The sequence below is a fragment of the Klebsiella sp. PL-2018 genome, from assembly GCF_019048985.1.
Lineage (GTDB): Bacteria > Pseudomonadota > Gammaproteobacteria > Enterobacterales > Enterobacteriaceae > Klebsiella > Klebsiella michiganensis.
The window spans coordinates 5,660,005-5,675,953 of the sequence record NZ_CP077673.1 but is presented as its reverse complement, the minus strand read 5'-3'; the positions used below and the strand labels follow the sequence as shown (position 1 = coordinate 5,675,953).

At 57.8% G+C, this 15,949-nt stretch carries 16 protein-coding genes; 8 read left to right on the top strand and 8 right to left on the bottom strand.

Annotated features, from left to right (window positions below):
- Nucleotides 1–207: 207 nt before the first annotated feature.
- From kbl to MKleb_RS26760, 3 genes are all read left to right on the top strand, one after another.
- On the top strand, nt 208–1,401 hold the full coding sequence (gene kbl, locus MKleb_RS26770) for a glycine C-acetyltransferase (protein ID WP_217076371.1): 1,194 nt from the start codon (nt 208–210) through the stop codon (nt 1,399–1,401).
- 9 nt (nt 1,402–1,410) lie between these two features.
- Nucleotides 1,411–2,436, top strand: a complete 1,026-nt coding sequence (tdh, locus tag MKleb_RS26765) for an L-threonine 3-dehydrogenase (RefSeq protein WP_004855475.1) — start codon at nt 1,411–1,413, stop codon at nt 2,434–2,436.
- A 161-nt stretch (nt 2,437–2,597) separates the two neighbouring features.
- On the top strand, nt 2,598–3,395 hold the full coding sequence (locus tag MKleb_RS26760; protein WP_025107810.1) for a glycosyltransferase family 2 protein: 798 nt from the start codon (nt 2,598–2,600) through the stop codon (nt 3,393–3,395).
- Here MKleb_RS26760 and MKleb_RS26755 read toward each other — a convergent pair.
- Genes MKleb_RS26755 through gpmM form a run of 3 tightly spaced genes read right to left on the bottom strand, consistent with a single transcriptional unit; the run spans nt 3,392 to nt 7,156 of the window.
- Nucleotides 3,392–4,327 (bottom strand): divergent polysaccharide deacetylase family protein, encoded by a 936-nt coding sequence (locus MKleb_RS26755; RefSeq protein ID WP_025107809.1) that lies wholly within the window; start codon nt 4,325–4,327, stop codon nt 3,392–3,394. The two genes, MKleb_RS26760 and MKleb_RS26755, sit on opposite strands and share 4 nt — an antisense overlap.
- 3 nt (nt 4,328–4,330) lie before the next feature.
- Nucleotides 4,331–5,602: a murein hydrolase activator EnvC gene (envC, locus tag MKleb_RS26750; protein WP_217076370.1), complete on the bottom strand. Its 1,272-nt coding sequence runs from the start codon at nt 5,600–5,602 to the stop codon at nt 4,331–4,333.
- A 9-nt stretch (nt 5,603–5,611) separates the two neighbouring features.
- Complete coding sequence (gpmM, locus tag MKleb_RS26745) at nt 5,612–7,156, bottom strand: 2,3-bisphosphoglycerate-independent phosphoglycerate mutase (RefSeq protein WP_025107807.1); 1,545 nt, start codon at nt 7,154–7,156, stop codon at nt 5,612–5,614.
- Nucleotides 7,157–7,401: 245 nt separating this feature from the next.
- On the opposite strand from gpmM, the gene MKleb_RS26740 reads away from it, so the two are divergent.
- From MKleb_RS26740 to cysE, 5 genes are all read left to right on the top strand, one after another.
- Nucleotides 7,402–7,833 carry a rhodanese-like domain-containing protein gene (locus MKleb_RS26740; protein WP_004126582.1) on the top strand — a complete coding sequence of 144 codons (432 nt, stop codon included), beginning with the start codon at nt 7,402–7,404 and terminating at the stop codon, nt 7,831–7,833.
- 111 nt (nt 7,834–7,944) lie between these two features.
- Nucleotides 7,945–8,196, top strand: a complete 252-nt coding sequence (grxC, locus tag MKleb_RS26735; RefSeq protein ID WP_004106850.1) for a glutaredoxin 3 — start codon at nt 7,945–7,947, stop codon at nt 8,194–8,196.
- A 59-nt stretch (nt 8,197–8,255) separates the two neighbouring features.
- Entirely contained in the window at nt 8,256–8,723 is a 468-nt protein-coding gene (gene secB / locus MKleb_RS26730; RefSeq protein WP_004106849.1) for a protein-export chaperone SecB, read from the top strand.
- Nucleotides 8,723–9,739 carry an NAD(P)H-dependent glycerol-3-phosphate dehydrogenase gene (gpsA, locus tag MKleb_RS26725; RefSeq protein WP_004855462.1) on the top strand — a complete coding sequence of 339 codons (1,017 nt, stop codon included), beginning with the start codon at nt 8,723–8,725 and terminating at the stop codon, nt 9,737–9,739. The genes secB and gpsA overlap by 1 nt, the downstream gene beginning before the upstream one ends.
- 80 nt (nt 9,740–9,819) lie before the next feature.
- The gene (gene cysE / locus MKleb_RS26720) at nt 9,820–10,641 is read left to right on the top strand and encodes a serine O-acetyltransferase (RefSeq protein ID WP_004106845.1); all 822 of its coding nucleotides are present in this window, start codon (nt 9,820–9,822) and stop codon (nt 10,639–10,641) included.
- 104 nt (nt 10,642–10,745) lie between these two features.
- Here the strand turns inward: cysE and trmL are convergent, their stop codons facing one another.
- The 5 genes from trmL to MKleb_RS26695 form a co-directional block, all read right to left on the bottom strand.
- A complete protein-coding gene (gene trmL, locus MKleb_RS26715) occupies nt 10,746–11,219 on the bottom strand; it encodes a tRNA (uridine(34)/cytosine(34)/5-carboxymethylaminomethyluridine(34)-2'-O)-methyltransferase TrmL (protein WP_014227233.1) in 474 nt (157 codons plus the stop codon).
- A 126-nt stretch (nt 11,220–11,345) separates the two neighbouring features.
- Complete coding sequence (lldD, locus tag MKleb_RS26710; RefSeq protein ID WP_025106767.1) at nt 11,346–12,581, bottom strand: FMN-dependent L-lactate dehydrogenase LldD; 1,236 nt, start codon at nt 12,579–12,581, stop codon at nt 11,346–11,348.
- Nucleotides 12,581–13,354: a transcriptional regulator LldR gene (lldR, locus tag MKleb_RS26705; RefSeq protein WP_014227231.1), complete on the bottom strand. Its 774-nt coding sequence runs from the start codon at nt 13,352–13,354 to the stop codon at nt 12,581–12,583. Before lldR ends, lldD begins: the two co-directional genes overlap by 1 nt.
- Nucleotides 13,351–15,006, bottom strand: a complete 1,656-nt coding sequence (lldP, locus tag MKleb_RS26700; protein ID WP_025106768.1) for an L-lactate permease — start codon at nt 15,004–15,006, stop codon at nt 13,351–13,353. The genes lldR and lldP overlap by 4 nt, the downstream gene beginning before the upstream one ends.
- Nucleotides 15,007–15,358: 352 nt before the next feature.
- Nucleotides 15,359–15,721 carry a YibL family ribosome-associated protein gene (locus tag MKleb_RS26695; protein ID WP_014227229.1) on the bottom strand — a complete coding sequence of 121 codons (363 nt, stop codon included), beginning with the start codon at nt 15,719–15,721 and terminating at the stop codon, nt 15,359–15,361.
- Nucleotides 15,722–15,949 lie beyond the last annotated feature (228 nt).

Genomic DNA, 15,949 nt, shown 5'->3' with positions numbered 1-15,949 from the left:
ACCTTTGAAGTTGGTAGTCCAGAGACAATCCGGACATGAATACTCCTATCATATCACTACATCGGAAAGGCTTCAGCCATTCGCCGATAAGGTAGAGAGGGACTCGTGATTTATGCTGCAAATAATTCATGCAGTAATGCATCATCTCGTATCAGCGTATAGCTTTAGGTAATATGTGCCAAATTTTGCCGAATCTGGAGAGTTGCAATGCGTGGGGATTTCTACAAACAGTTAACCAATGACCTGGATACCGCGCGTGCGGAAGGGTTGTTTAAAGAAGAACGGATCATCACTTCGGCGCAGCAGGCGGATATCACCGTCGGCGGCAGCCAGGTCATTAACTTCTGCGCCAATAACTATCTCGGCCTCGCGAACCACCCGGAACTGATTGCCGCCGCGAAAAGCGGGATGGACAGCCACGGCTTCGGCATGGCCTCCGTGCGCTTTATCTGCGGTACCCAGGACAGCCACAAAGCGCTTGAGAAGAAGCTGGCCGATTTTCTCGGTATGGAAGATGCGATTCTGTACTCCTCCTGCTTCGACGCCAACGGCGGCCTGTTTGAAACCCTGCTCGGCGCAGAGGACGCGATTATCTCCGATGCCCTGAACCACGCGTCGATCATCGACGGCGTGCGCCTGTGTAAAGCGAAGCGCTTCCGCTATGCCAACAACGATATGCAGGAGCTGGAAGCCCGTCTGAACGAGGCGCGTGAAGCCGGCGCGCGCCATGTGCTGATCGCCACCGACGGCGTGTTCTCCATGGACGGGGTGATCGCCAACCTGAAGGGCGTCTGCGATCTGGCGGATAAGTACGACGCGCTGGTGATGGTCGATGATTCGCACGCCGTGGGTTTTGTGGGTGAAAACGGCCGCGGCTCCCATGAGTACTGCGACGTGATGGGCCGCGTCGACATTATCACCGGTACGCTGGGTAAAGCGCTGGGCGGCGCGTCCGGCGGCTATACCGCCGCGCGTAAAGAAGTCGTCGAGTGGCTGCGCCAGCGCTCGCGTCCGTATCTGTTCTCCAACTCGCTGGCGCCGGCGATTGTCGCCGCCTCCATCAAAGTGCTGGAGATGGTGGAAGCGGGCAGCGAGCTGCGCGATCGTCTGTGGGCTAACGCGCGCCTGTTCCGTGAAAAAATGACCGCGGCAGGGTTTACCCTTGCGGGCGCCGATCACGCCATTATCCCGGTGATGCTCGGTGAAGCCACCGTGGCGCAGCAGTTCGCGCGCGAGCTGCAAAAAGAAGGTATTTACGTCACCGGATTCTTCTACCCGGTGGTACCAAAAGGCCAGGCGCGTATCCGTACCCAGATGTCTGCGGCGCATACCCCTGAACAAATTGAACGTGCGGTGGAAGCCTTTACCCGCATCGGTAAACAACTGGGCGTCATTGCCTGAGGGTGTGAGATGAAAGCGTTATCCAAACTGAAGGCGGAAGAAGGCATCTGGATGACCGACGTACCGGAACCGGAAGTCGGCCACAACGATCTGCTGATTAAAATTCGCAAGACCGCGATTTGCGGTACCGACGTGCATATCTACAACTGGGACGAGTGGTCGCAAAAGACCATTCCGGTTCCGATGGTGGTGGGGCATGAATACGTCGGCGAAGTGGTGGGTATCGGTCAGGAAGTTCGCGGCTTTAAGCTGGGCGACCGCGTTTCCGGCGAAGGGCATATCACCTGCGGCCACTGCCGTAACTGCCGCGCCGGGCGTACGCATCTGTGCCGCAATACGACGGGCGTCGGCGTCAACCGTCCGGGCTGTTTTGCCGAATATCTGGTGATCCCGGCGTTTAACGCCTTTAAAATCCCCGACAATATCTCTGACGATCTGGCGTCGATTTTCGATCCGTTTGGCAACGCCGTGCATACCGCGCTTTCATTCGACCTCGTCGGTGAAGATGTGCTGGTTTCCGGCGCCGGCCCGATCGGCGTGATGGCCGCCGCGGTGGCGAAACACGTTGGCGCGCGCAACGTCGTGATTACCGACGTTAACGAATATCGACTGGAGCTGGCGCGCAAAATGGGCGTCACCCGGGCGGTGAACGTGGCGAAAGAGAACCTTAACGATGTGATGGCCGAGCTGGGCATGACCGAGGGTTTCGACGTGGGTCTGGAGATGTCCGGCGCGCCGCCGGCGTTCCGCACCATGCTCGATACCATGAACCACGGCGGGCGTATTGCCATGCTGGGTATTCCGCCGTCGGATATGTCTATCGACTGGACCAAGGTGATTTTCAAGGGGCTGTTTATCAAAGGGATTTATGGTCGCGAAATGTTCGAAACCTGGTACAAGATGGCCGCGCTCATCCAGTCCGGGCTCGATCTGTCGCCGATCATCACCCACCGCTTTGGCATTGATGATTTCCAGCAGGGCTTTGACGCGATGCGCTCCGGCCAGTCTGGCAAAGTCATTCTCAGCTGGGATTAATTCCGCCCCGGTCAGGATGGTAAAAAAGCGCCCACGGGCGCTTTTTTGAGAGTTATCCTACAATTTTGTGATACTTAATCCACTCCGCACTTTTTCTAAATCGCTTTCTCGCCTATTCGTTTATACAGTCAGTTTAACCATGGTTTAACCCTATAAAGATTATGCTTAAACTTTCTGTATGCTTATTGACCTGTAATTCATCCCGCTTATTACGGGAGGTGTTACCGCCGCTGCTCAGGGTGGCTGATGAATTTATCGTCGTCGATTCAGGCAGTACGGATGCTACGCTGCAGATTTGCCAACAGTTCGGTCTCTCCGTTCACCATCATCCTTATACCGCTCACGGTACGCAGATGAATTATGCGACCTCTCTGGCCCGCCACGACTGGGTGCTGTGTGTGGACAGCGATGAGATCCTTGACGACGAGGTGGTGGCGGCAATTCTGGCGCTCAAGGCCGGCGATGAGCCGGACCCCGCCTGCGCATGGCGTCTGCCGCGCTACTGGTTCGTGCTGGGTGAAGAGGTGCGCACCATTTATCCGGTATCATCGCCGGATTTCCCGGTTCGCTTGTTTAACCGCTCCGTCGCCAGGTTCAACGATCGGCCGGTAGACGATCAGGTGGTTGGCTTTACGCACTCTGCCCGGCTACCGGGATTCGTGCGCCACGATACCTTCTACTCCCTGCATGAAGTGTTTAGTAAGCTCAATAGCTACACCACGCGGCTGGTTAAACACCAGAAAATCAGGCCGTCTCTTGCGCGCGGAGCGATCAGCGCGATTGGCGCTTTCTTTAAGTGGTATCTGTTCAGCGGAGCGTGGCGAAAGGGCAAGGTTGGCGTGGTCACCGGGCTTTACGCGACCTTTTACAGCTTTCTTAAATACTTTAAAGCCTGGTATGCCCATCAGGACAAGCCGGAATCCGCGGCGGATAAGCACACGGACTCCCGGATGATTTAGTTGGTAGGCTTATCCCAGCCCTGCCACTTCAGCTGGTAATACTGCACCAGCGTGCTCTGAGTGATGCTTTCGCTCAGAATGGTAAAGAAGCGGCTGGCGTTGACCGGCTCCGGCGGACGCTTAGATTTGCACTGTTTCACGCCGCGAAACGGATTGCGCGGCGGCTGAACGGACGGCGGCGCGGTGTTCGGCGTTGAGGTATCCACCTGCGGCTCGTTGAGCAGGCTGCTCGGGCGAACCAGAGTGATATCCGGCGGCAGGTTATACACCATCTGCTGCAGCACGCGCACCGTCGTCGGGTGCGGGTGGCCGATAGCAATGGCGGAGCCGTTGCGCCGCGCCAAAGCGATAGCGCGGTTGAACTGATAGCGGATATCCGCTTCGTTTTGGGTATCGTCGAGGAAAACCTTACGCTTAATCACCTTTACGCCGGTGCCCTGCGCCGCGCGCATGGCCTGGGTATTGCCGATGGTGACGCTATCGAGGAAGTAGAGATTGTAGCGCTCGAGCGCCTGCATCACCTTCTGCATGCCGAAGAGATTCGACGTCATGGCGCTGCCCATATGGTTATTCAGCCCCACGGCGTACGGAACCTTACCGTAAGCTTCGCGGATAATGCGCTCTATCTCGCTGCTGTTCATATCCGGGCGGAGGGTGTCTTTTTCCAGCGGCTGTTTGCTGAGCGGCGCCATTGGCAGGTGGATGAGCACCTCGTGGCCGAGATTATGCGCTTTGGTCGCCATTTCTCGGGCGTGGGGCGCATTAGGAAGGACGGCAACGGAGATCGTCGCTGGCAGCGCCAGCACCTGGTTTTCCGTTTGTGGACGATAGCCAAAGTCGTCGATAACAATGGAGAGTTTGCCGGCAAATACCGGGGACGCCATAACCAGCGTACCGGTTACCGCGAGTGCAATTCTGCGAAATTGAAGCAAAACTTATCTTCCCAACCACGGCTGTGGATTGACCGCCTGACCCTGGCGGCGAATTTCGAAATAGAGCGACGGACGGCCCTGACCGCCGCTGCTGCCTACGAGAGCGATCGGCTGGCCCGCCCGGACCTGAGTGCCGACGCTGACCAGCGCGCTTTGGTTATAGCCGTAAAGACTCATGTCGCCATTGCCGTGTTCAACGACCACCACCAGGCCATAGCCCTGCAGCCAGTCGGCGAGAATAACCCGACCATCGGCAACGGCTTTGACCTCGGTGCCTTCAGACGCAGCGATAACCATCCCCTTCCAACGTAGTTCACCTTGCAGCTGTTCGCCATAGCGATGGAGAATTGAGCCGCGAACCGGCCAGAATGCCTGGCCGCGCGGTGAGCCAAGTCCGCCGGTGCGGGACATCAGCGAGCGTTCGCTTTCGGTAGGTTTGTAGGTGGTGCCTTTACGCGAGGCTTCCTGCTGGCGATCGCGCACATCCTGCGCTTCTCGGGCTTCGCGATCCGCCCGCGCTTTGGCCGCCGCCGCCGCCTGGGCGATGCGGCCGCGCAGGCGTGATTCGTTAGCCCGCATCTCGCTGAGCTGCTGCTGGCCTTGCTGAATGGAGGATTCCAGGCTGGCGAGGGTCTTTTTACGCTCGTTGCGCGCCTGCTCCAGCTTGCTCTGCTGGGCGCGCTGTTCGTACACCAGGGTTTGCTGCTGGCTCTGTTTCTCTTCCAGCATCGATTTTTGCACCGCCACGTCTTCGCGGGTTTTCTTCAGCTGGGCGATGGTTTCCTGGCGCGCCTGGTTCAGATAGCCAAAGTAGGCCTGCAGGCGCTGATTACGCTGCCCCTCTTCGCCGCTGAGGATCATCTGGATGCCGGTATGGGGCCCCTGACGAAACGCGGCGTCGAGCTGCGCGGAAAGGTTACGCTCCTGCGAGGCGCGCTGACGCTCCAGCTTGGCCAGCGCGGCGTTCATTTCGTCGATCTGCTTATTCAGCTGGTTCAGCGTTTCCTGGGTTTCGCGCAGCTTGCGCGCGGCGGCGGAGATGGCCTCCTCCTGCGCTTTTAGCTGGGCGACCAGGGAAGCGCGTTGCTGCTGCTGCTGCTTAATCGCCCGCTGTTTAGCGGCGATATCGGCCTGAATGGATTTAAGCTGGTCGCGATCGTCGGCGTGAGCAGATGCGGCGCACAGCAATACGCCAGCGCTAAGCGCGCTGGCGTAAAAGACGGATCGAACTGCCGTTGCGATCCATGTAGTTGAATACGTCGCCTTTCCCCTCATGGGGAAGGATTATTCCACGATGAACAGCGGCTTGCCAGTCATCTCTTGCGGGATTTCCATTCCCATCAGCGTCAGCATGGTCGGCGCGATGTCGGAAAGTTTGCCGCCGTTGACCGCTTTGACGTTTTTATCGCCAACGTAAATCAGCGGAACCGGCAGGTTGGTGTGCGCGGTGTGCGCCTGTCCGGTTGCCGGATCGCGCATCTGCTCGGCGTTGCCGTGGTCTGCGGTGATCAGCAGCTGTCCGCCAACGGATTCAACGGCTTTGCTCACCTGGTCGATGCAGTGATCCAGCGCTTCGACCGCTTTAACGGCGGCTTCCATTACGCCGGTGTGGCCAACCATATCGCCATTCGGGTAGTTACAGATGATGGTGTCGAACTGACCGCCCTTGATGGCGGCAACCAGTTTTTCGGTCAGCTCAGCGGAGCTCATTTCCGGCTGCAGATCGTAGGTGGCGACCTTCGGTGAATTGATCAGAATGCGCTCTTCGCCTTTGAACGGCTCTTCAACGCCGCCGTTGAAGAAGAAGGTTACGTGAGCGTATTTTTCAGTTTCGGAGATGCGCAGCTGGGTTTTGTCGTTCTTCGCCATCCATTCGCCGAAGGTGTTTACCAGAGATGCCGGCGGATAAGCGCAGGCAACTTTAATGTCCGCGGCGTACTCGGTCAGCATGACGAAATCGAGGTTCACCACTTTCTTACGGGCGAAGCCGTCGAAATCGGCGTTAACGAAGGCGCGGGTAATTTCGCGCGCGCGGTCGGCGCGGAAGTTCATGAAAATCAGCGTATCGCCGTCTTCCATCGCCGCATCGGCCTGGCCTTCAGCGCGAATAACGGTCGCTTTCACGAACTCATCGTTTTCATCGCGCGCATAAGCGGCCTGCAGGCCCGCAACGGCGGTATCGGCCTGGAACTCGCCTTTTGCCAGGGTCATCAGATCGTAAGCCTGCTCAACGCGGTCCCAACGGTTGTCGCGGTCCATGGCGTAGTAGCGGCCAACGATCGAGGCGACGCGGCCTTTGCCCAGCGCGGCAAATTTGTCTTCGAATTTCGCCAGCGTCTTTTCAGCGCTGCGCGGCGGAGTATCGCGGCCGTCGAGGAAGGCGTGCAGATAGATTTTATCCGCGCCGCGTTCGGCTGCCAGCTCAACCATCGCCATGATGTGGTCTTCGTGGCTGTGGACGCCGCCCGGAGACATCAGGCCCATAATATGCACGGCTTTGCCTGCGGCAACGGCTTTATCGACCGCGCCGGTCAGTACCGGGTTGGCGAAGAAGGTACGTTCTTTGATTTCAACGTCCAGGCGGGTGAGATCCTGATACACGATACGGCCCGCGCCGAGGTTGACGTGGCCCACTTCGGAGTTGCCCATTTGACGATCCGGCAGACCGACTTCCAGGCCTGAAGCATCAATCAGGGTATGCGGACGTTTCGCCCACAGTGCGTCCATAACAGGGGTTTTGGCGCTGTAAATAGCGTTATCCTGCTGGTCTTCACGGTAGCCATAGCCATCCAGAATCACCAGTACCATAGGTTTTTTAGAAACCGACATTGCGACAACCTCATGCTCAAAGACAGAAAATTTGCGTAATTTTACTACAGCTGAATCGATCAAATCACCGTAAAAGATCAAAGAAAGAGGGCGGCCAGAGCGCATTGCCGCGGCGAGAGCGGTTTTTTTTCGTGACGGGCCGCAGAAAATACATTACATCGCGCTCACTGGCTGTATTTGCCGCAATGCACAGGTATACTCCTTCCCTGGTTTTTTTATCACTTAGTCGGGAGTTGTAACCCCCCATGCAAGAAATTATGCAATTCATCAGCCGTCACCCCGTCCTGAGCATCGCGTGGGTCGCGCTGCTGGTGGCGGTGCTGTTCACCACCTTTAAAGGGCTGATGTCGAAAGTTAAAGTCATCACCCGCGGTGAAGCGACGCGCCTGATCAACAAAGAAGATGCCGTGGTTGTCGATCTGCGTCAGCGTGACGATTTCCGTAAAGGCCACATTGCGGGTTCTATTAACCTGCTGCCGAGCGATATCAAAGCAAATAACGTCGGCGAGTTGGAAAAGCACAAAGCACAACCCATTATAGTGGTAGACGGCTCAGGTATGCAGGCGCAAGAACCCGCCAGCGCGCTGAACAAAGCCGGTTTTGAAAAGGTCTTCGTACTGAAAGAAGGCATCGCTGGCTGGAGCGGCGAGAACCTTCCGCTGGTACGCGGTAAATAATTTACCCGCGTCTTTATGGCGTAGCGCGGTTTTCCCTGCGGCGGCTATTCGTCAGCGGGAAAACAACGCCTGCGGCGTAAAACTCTCGGGGGTAAAAACAGGAGTGAAGTCATGGCCAATATTGATATCTATACCAAAGCGACCTGCCCGTTCTGCGTACGTGCAAAAGCGCTGCTGAACAGCAAGGGCGTGACGTTCAACGAGTTGCCTATCGATGGCGATGCTGCGAAGCGTGAAGAGATGATTCAGCGCAGCGGTCGAACGACGGTTCCGCAGATTTTTATTGATGCGCAGCACATTGGCGGCTGTGACGACTTGTACGCGCTTGATTCACGTGGTGGACTCGATCCCCTCCTGCGCTAATTTTTGCGCTCATCCCCATTGGACGGGCGTACTTAAGGACAACACGAAAGGGTTTTACTATGTCAGAACAAAACAGCACCGAAATGACTTTCCAGATTCAGCGCATCTACACCAAAGATATTTCTTTTGAAGCGCCGAACGCGCCGCAAGTTTTCCAGAAAGATTGGCAGCCGGAAGTTAAACTTGATCTGGATACCGCTTCCAGCCAGCTGGCTGAAGGCGTGTATGAAGTGGTGCTGCGCGTGACCGTAACCGCCTCTCTGGGCGAAGAAACCGCATTCCTGTGCGAAGTACAGCAGGGCGGTATTTTCTCCATCGAAGGCATCGACGGCACCCAGATGGCGCACTGCCTCGGCGCATACTGCCCGAACATTCTGTTCCCGTACGCGCGTGAGTGCATCACCAGCCTGGTTTCCCGCGGCACCTTCCCGCAACTGAACCTTGCGCCAGTGAACTTCGATGCGCTGTTTATGAACTATCTGCAGCAGCAGGCTGGCGAAGGTGCTGAACAACATCAGGATGCCTGATGAACGCGCTTAACGCTGCAATGACTGTGATCGGTGCCGGCTCTTACGGCACCGCTCTTGCCATCACCCTGGCAAGAAATGGCCACCACGTTGTGCTGTGGGGCCATGACCCGAAACATATTGCGACGCTGCAGCACGACCGCTGCAACGCCGCATTTCTTCCTGACGTTCCTTTCCCCGACACGCTGCATCTGGAAAGCGATCTGGCGACCGCGCTGGCGGCCAGCCGCGATATCCTCGTCGTCGTGCCGAGCCACGTTTTCGGCCAGGTGCTGCGGCAGATTAAACCGCTGATGCGCCCCGACGCTCGCCTGGTATGGGCGACGAAAGGTCTGGAAGCGGAAACCGGGCGCCTGCTGCAGGACGTGGCCCGTGAAGCGCTGGGCGACGCTATCCCCCTGGCGGTGATTTCCGGCCCGACCTTCGCGAAAGAGCTGGCGGCAGGCCTGCCGACGGCGATCTCGCTGGCGTCGACGGATCCGCAGTTCGCTGACGATTTGCAAAGCCTGCTGCACTGCGGCAAGAGCTTCCGCGTCTATATCAACCCGGACTTTATCGGCGTGCAGCTCGGCGGGGCGGTGAAAAACGTCATCGCTATCGGCGCCGGCATGTCTGACGGCATTGGCTTTGGCGCCAACGCGCGTACCGCGCTGATTACCCGCGGGCTGGTTGAGATGTCGCGCCTCGGGGAGGCCCTGGGCGCCGATCCGGAGACCTTTATGGGGATGGCGGGCTTAGGCGATCTGGTGCTCACCTGCACCGATAACCAGTCGCGTAACCGCCGCTTCGGCATGATGCTCGGTCAGGGCATGGATGTGCAAAGCGCGCAGGAGAAGATTGGCCAGGTGGTTGAAGGCTATCGCAATACCAAAGAGGTTCGCGTTCTGGCGCAGCGTTTAGGCGTCGAAATGCCAATAACCGAGGAAATTTATCAGGTATTGTATTGCGGAAAAATTGCGCGCGAGGCAGCATTGACCTTATTAGGTCGTGCACGCAAGGACGAGCGTAGCAACTAACTGCGATGGAACCTGGATCACCTGAATGACCCGGCCAGCAAAGAACTGGCCGGTCATTATTATATCGTCTGGAGTCAGCAATGCCGTGTGAAGAACTGGATATCGTCTGGAATAATATTAAAGCCGAAGCTCGGGCTTTAGCTGACTGTGAGCCAATGCTCGCCAGTTTTTACCACGCCACGCTACTCAAGCACGAAAATCTCGGCAGCGCCCTGAGCTATATGCTGGCGAATAAACTGGCTTCTCCGATCATGCCCGCCATCGCGATTCGTGAAGTGGTGGAAGAGGCCTACGCCGCCGACCCGGAAATGATTGCCTCCGCCGCCTGCGATATTCAGGCGGTGCGAACGCGCGACCCGGCGGTGGATAAATACTCCACCCCGCTGCTCTATCTGAAAGGATTCCACGCGCTGCAGGCCTATCGTATCGGCCACTGGCTGTGGAATCAGGGGCGTCGGGCGCTGGCGATCTTCCTGCAAAATCAGGTTTCCGTATCGTTCCAGGTGGATATCCACCCGGCGGCGAAGATTGGCCGCGGGATCATGCTGGACCACGCCACCGGCATCGTCGTCGGCGAAACGGCGGTGATTGAAGACGACGTATCGATTCTGCAATCCGTGACCCTGGGCGGTACCGGTAAAACCAGCGGCGATCGTCATCCGAAAATTCGCGAAGGGGTGATGATTGGCGCCGGGGCGAAAATCCTCGGCAATATCGAAGTTGGACGCGGGGCAAAAATCGGCGCGGGTTCGGTGGTGCTACAGCCGGTGCCGCCGCATACTACCGCCGCAGGCGTTCCCGCCCGCATTGTGGGCAAGCCGGAGAGCGATAAGCCCGCGATGGATATGGATCAGCACTTTAACGGCATACACCATACCTTCGAGTACGGCGACGGTATTTGATTGATTTCCCGGAGGCGATGCTGCGCATCTGTCCGGGCTACAAAACCGAGCGCTGTCTGGTAGCCCGGACAGGCGCTACGCGCCGCCTCCGGGAGAAAGCGAGCTCAGCTGCGCAGCACCGCGCCGGGATAGCCCAGCTGGCGCCAGGCTTCATAGACCACCACCGACACCGCATTTGACAGGTTCATGCTGCGGCTGTCCGGCATCATCGGAATACGGATTTTTTGTTCTGCCGGCAGAGCATCAAGAATGCTGCCCGGCAGTCCGCGGGTTTCCGGGCCAAACAGCAGAAAATCGCCGTCCTGATAGCTTACCGCGCTGTGCGCCGGCGTGCCTTTGGTCGTCAGGGCGAACAGGCGCTGCGGCTTTGCGCTTTCAATAAAGGCGGCGTAATCACCATGGCGCTGGACGGCAGCAAACTCGTGGTAATCCAGACCTGCGCGACGAAGACGCTTATCGTCCCAGGCAAAACCCATGGGTTCGATAATATGCAGATTGAAGCCGGTGTTGGCGCACAGGCGGATGATATTCCCGGTATTTGGCGGGATTTCTGGTTCGAATAAGACGATGTTAAGCATGCTGCCCCCTTAATTGCGGGGGGCAGAATAGCAGATATTTGGTTAACCCTCACCCTGCTCCTCTCCCGGAAAGAGAGCGGGAGAAAACCGGCGCCGGCCTGTGAGCCGGATGGCCTGATGAGGACGTTAACCCGCCTGCCGGACGGTTCCCTCTCCCTGTGGGAGAGGGTCAGGGATAACCGCCGCGTTTCCTGCTTTGATCGCATCAAAGGTCCGCAGCGCATCGGCGTTCTGGACTAAAGATTCACGGCTGATTTCGCCGATGGTTTTCGCGCCGGTCAGCGTCATCGCCACCTTCATCTCTTTCTCTATCAGGTTCAGCAGATTGGCGACGCCCTGTTTGCCGTGCGTGGCCAGCGCATACAGATAAGCGCGGCCCAGCAGCACGCTATCGGCGCCGAGGGCAATCATCCGCACCACATCAAGGCCGTTGCGAATACCGCTGTCGGCAAGAATTGTGATATCGCCTTTAACCGCGTCGGCAATCGCGGGCAGGGCGCGAGCGGAAGAGAGCACGCCGTCGAGCTGGCGGCCGCCGTGGTTGGAAACCACGATCCCGTCAGCGCCGAAGCGCACCGCATCGCGGGCGTCTTCCGGATCGAGGATCCCCTTGATCACCATCGGGCCGTCCCAAAAGTCGCGGATCCACTCAAGGTCTTTCCAGGAAATCGAAGGATCGAAGTTATTCGCCAGCCAGCCGATATAATCCTCCAGACCGGTCGGCTTGCCGAGGTAGGCGGAGATGTTGCCCAAATCGTGCGGACGGCCGTTTAACCCGACGTCCCATGCCCACTGCGGATGGGTCACCGCCTGCCAGTAGCGGCGCATTGCCGCGTTCGGGCCGCTCATCCCGGAGTGAGCATCGCGATAGCGCGCGCCGGGGGTCGGCATATCGACGGTAAAGACCAGCGTTGAACAGCCCGCCGCCTTCGCCCGCTCCAGCGCATTACGCATAAAACCGCGGTCGCGCAGGACGTACAGCTGGAACCACATCGGGCGCTTAATGGTCGGGGCGACCTCTTCAATCGGACAGACGGAAACGGTAGAGAGGGTAAACGGAATACCTTTTTCATCCGCCGCGCCGGCGGCCTGCACTTCACCGCGGCGGGCGTACATCCCACACAGCCCCACCGGCGCCAGCGCCGTTGGCATCGCCAGCTTCTCGTTGAATAAGGTGGTTTCCAGGCTCAGGTCCGACATATTGCGCAGAATGCGCTGGCGGAGCGCGACGTCGGACAGGTCCTCAACGTTGCGGCGCAGGGTGTGCTCGGCGTAAGCGCCGCCGTCGATATAGTGGAACAGGAACGGTGGCAGGATACGCTGTGCGGCGGCGCGGTAGTCGCTGGCGGCGGAAATAATCATCACAAGTTCTCCCTGGAATTTTCGTTATGGTCACCGGGCAGGCGGGTAATTCGCGCCTGGCGGGCCTGGTCTTCATCAAAGCGTTTGATGGTGGCGTGAACAAAGCCCAAATGGGCCATCATCGCCTGTCTGGCACCTTCCGGGTCACCGGCGATAATCGCCTCCATGACCGCCTGGTGCTGTTCGGTCAGGCGAGCGAAGACCGGCGGGACGAGATACATCCGCTGGCGGCTCTCCTTGACTGAGGACTGTAAAAGGTCAAAAAAACCGCGCATGGTTTGTAGCAGCACCACGTTGTGCGACGCTTCGGCGATCGCCAGATGGAAGCGGACATCGGCCTGCGAGGCCAGGTCAGGGTCTTCGCTTTGGGTGGCTTCAAAGCAGAGGCGGATTTTCTCTTTTTCGGCATCGGTTGCCCGCATCGCCGCATGCCAGGCGGTACTGGCTTCGATGGCGTGACGGGCTTCGAGGATATCAAAGCTGTAATCGGGGTCGTCGGAGAGCAGCGTCTTCAGCGGTTGAACGATGTTTTGCTCCGACCACGCTTCGTGCTGCCAGCGAACAAAGGTGCCGCCGCCGCGACGGCTGAGCAGCACCCCTTCGTTGACCAGCATCGCCAGCGCTTCGCGCAGCGAATTGCGCGATACGCCCAGCTGCGCCGCCAGCTGACGTTCGGCGGGCAATCGCATGCCCGCCTCCAGCTTTTGTTCTTCAATCAGCGCCCGCACGCGACGGGCGACGTCGTCGGCAAGGCGTTTTGGCATCACTATCACGGGATCATCCAGGTTAAGACATACGCCTGCAGCGTGGTGATAACGCCGACCATACAGGTGAAAATCAGGCTGTGTTTGACGGTAAAACGGAACAGATCGGACTCCTTACCTACCAGACCGACTGCCGCACAGGCGATGGCGATAGACTGCGGAGAGATCATTTTCCCGGTCACGCCGCCGGTGGTGTTCGCTGCGACCAGCAGGATATCGGAGACGCCAATCTGCTGGGCCGCCGTAGCCTGCAGCGCGGCAAACAGCGCGTTAGACGAGGTATCCGAACCGGTCAGAAATACCCCCAGCCAGCCGAGGAACGGCGAGAAGAAGGTAAACGCATGACCGGTGTGCGCCAGCGCAAGCGCCAGCGTTGAGGATAGACCGGAATAGTTGGAAATAAAGGCGAACGCCAGCACCATGCCGATGGAGTAAATCGGCAGCGCCAGCTCTTTCAGCGTGCTGCCAAAGGTCGAGATCGCGTCTTTTGGCTTCATGCGCAGCCAGACGATGGAAAGCAGCGCGGCGAACAGGATGGCGGTGCCGGTGGCGGAGAGCCAGTCAAACTTATAGACCGCGGCGTAAGGCGTGGCTTCGTTGACCACCGGCGGCATGCGGGCCACCATTTTGTCGAGGAACGGCACGGAAATATTAATCACAAAATCGTACATCGCGCCGCCCGGGGCGAAGAGCGCTTTGAACGGCGGCACGCTCCACAGGGTCACCGTCGCGGTCAGAAACAGGAACGGCGACCAGGCGCGAATCACCTGTCCCGGCGTGTAATGCGTGCGGGCCAGGTTCATATCGACCTGCGATGCGCCCATATCGCCGAAGCGGAAGATGCGTACCGGCTGCCAGCGTTTGAGGAACAGCGTCAGACAGACCAGCGATACCAGCGAAGAGATAATGTCCGGCAGCTCCGGACCGAGGAAGTTAGAGCTGAGGTACTGAGCGATAGCAAAGGAGCCGCCGGCGACCATGACCGCAGGCCAGGTCTCTTTAATGCCGCGCCAGCCGTCCATAATCGCCATGATCCAGAACAGGACGATGATGGTCAGGAACGGCAGCTGACGGCCAACCATCTGGCCGATTTCGAAGCTGTCGAGGCCCGTCACCTGTCCGGCGACCAGAATCGGAATGCCCATCGCGCCAAATGCGACCGGCGCGGTGTTAACGATCAGACACAGGCCCGCCGCATACAGCGGGTTAAAGCCGAGCCCCACTAGCAGCGCTGCGGTGATGGCGACCGGCGCGCCAAAACCGGCGGCCCCTTCGAGGAACGCGCCGAAGGAGAAACCGACAATCAGCATTTGCAGACGCTGATCCGGGGTAATCGACAAAATCGATGAGCGGATAATGTCGAACTGCCCGGTTTTCACCGAGATTTTATAGACGAAGACCGCAGCGATAATAATCCACGCGATTGGCCACAGGCCGTAGAAGAAGCCGTAGATGACGGAGGCCAGCGCGTGGTCAACCGGCATTTTGTAGAACAGCAGAGCGACGGAGAGCGCAATGAGCACGGTCCAGGTCGCGGCAACGTACCCTTTCAGCTTGAGCTTTATCAGGGCAAAAAAGAAAAACAGAATCGGTAGCGATGCGATAAGACTCGATAGCCAGATGTTGCCGGCCGGATCGTAATTTTGTTGCCAGAGGTTCATGCAGGTCTCCATCGGGCCGTTATGATGCCGTGCTGAGTCTTGCGCTCTTAGCAGGTCACATCATTTGTAAAATTGGCCCAGCCAAATTGCGATTGTAGGATTAACGACAACGAATGGTTAATCAAATGTTATTGATGAGCAATGTGTCTGTGACGAAAAATGATGGATATGTGAACCATTGGACGATTTAAGAAAACATTGGTAGGGCCAATTAGTGGGGAATGACGTTTGAAACAGAGCCTGTCCCGGAGGCGATGCTGCGCATCTGTCCGGGCTACCCTCTCGCAGAGGGCTGTGAACCCGTAGCCCGGCTAAGCGTAGCGCGAGCCGGGAGATTCACGGGATGAAGATATCAGAACGCGGTTTTTGAGAAGCCGGTCATCTCTTTGAGGCCCATTTCGCGGCCCAGCGCGGTCATCGGGTGGACAACAACCAGACCGCGTACGCTTTTCTTGAGCTTACCCATATCGGCCTGCTCTTTTTTGGTGATGGCGCGGCGATGCGGCATGCTCATCAGCTTTTGCGCTTCTTTGCTCAGCTTCTGGCCCTGAACCTCACGCAGGCGAACGAGTTCCGTCTCAATGGTGGCTTTCTCTTTTTCCAGCTCGGCGTATTTTTCTGCGGCGTCGACCAGGGACAGGTCGGCCTGCTGGTGGTGGATAGCGTCGAGACGATCGCTCAGACGTTTAATTTCGTTTTTTTCGACTTCTTTCATGGTGGCTTAATCTATTAAGAAAGGGGCGTTATCAGACTATAGTATGTGCTGTCGCTTGGGTTGTGGGTAGTTATTTATCAAAACGTCGCCGTTTTTTGCTCATAACAACCGCAGCGGCATATTATAACTTATTGAACATAAAAATTATTTTAACCCAGAGTTGGCGAATATTCATTTCTGTGAAGCCTGACGGCCATTCAGCACGTTTTCCTCATCTGAAACCCTGTT

Bases quoted from the DNA above. Each gene is read 5' to 3' on its own strand.
- kbl (WP_217076371.1), top strand. From the start codon at position 208: ATGCGTGGGGATTTCTACAAACAGTTAACCAATGACCTGGATACCGCG.
- tdh (WP_004855475.1), top strand. From the start codon at position 1,411: ATGAAAGCGTTATCCAAACTGAAGGCGGAAGAAGGCATCTGGATGACC.
- MKleb_RS26760 (WP_025107810.1), top strand. From the start codon at position 2,598: ATGCTTAAACTTTCTGTATGCTTATTGACCTGTAATTCATCCCGCTTA.
- envC (WP_217076370.1), bottom strand. From the start codon at position 5,602: ATGAGGGGAAAGGCGACGTATTCAACTACATGGATCGCAACGGCAGTT.
- gpmM (WP_025107807.1), bottom strand. From the start codon at position 7,156: ATGTCGGTTTCTAAAAAACCTATGGTACTGGTGATTCTGGATGGCTAT.
- MKleb_RS26740 (WP_004126582.1), top strand. From the start codon at position 7,402: ATGCAAGAAATTATGCAATTCATCAGCCGTCACCCCGTCCTGAGCATC.
- grxC (WP_004106850.1), top strand. From the start codon at position 7,945: ATGGCCAATATTGATATCTATACCAAAGCGACCTGCCCGTTCTGCGTA.
- secB (WP_004106849.1), top strand. From the start codon at position 8,256: ATGTCAGAACAAAACAGCACCGAAATGACTTTCCAGATTCAGCGCATC.
- gpsA (WP_004855462.1), top strand. From the start codon at position 8,723: ATGAACGCGCTTAACGCTGCAATGACTGTGATCGGTGCCGGCTCTTAC.
- cysE (WP_004106845.1), top strand. From the start codon at position 9,820: ATGCCGTGTGAAGAACTGGATATCGTCTGGAATAATATTAAAGCCGAA.
- trmL (WP_014227233.1), bottom strand. From the start codon at position 11,219: ATGCTTAACATCGTCTTATTCGAACCAGAAATCCCGCCAAATACCGGG.
- lldD (WP_025106767.1), bottom strand. From the start codon at position 12,581: ATGATTATTTCCGCCGCCAGCGACTACCGCGCCGCCGCACAGCGTATC.
- lldP (WP_025106768.1), bottom strand. From the start codon at position 15,006: ATGAACCTCTGGCAACAAAATTACGATCCGGCCGGCAACATCTGGCTA.
- MKleb_RS26695 (WP_014227229.1), bottom strand. From the start codon at position 15,721: ATGAAAGAAGTCGAAAAAAACGAAATTAAACGTCTGAGCGATCGTCTC.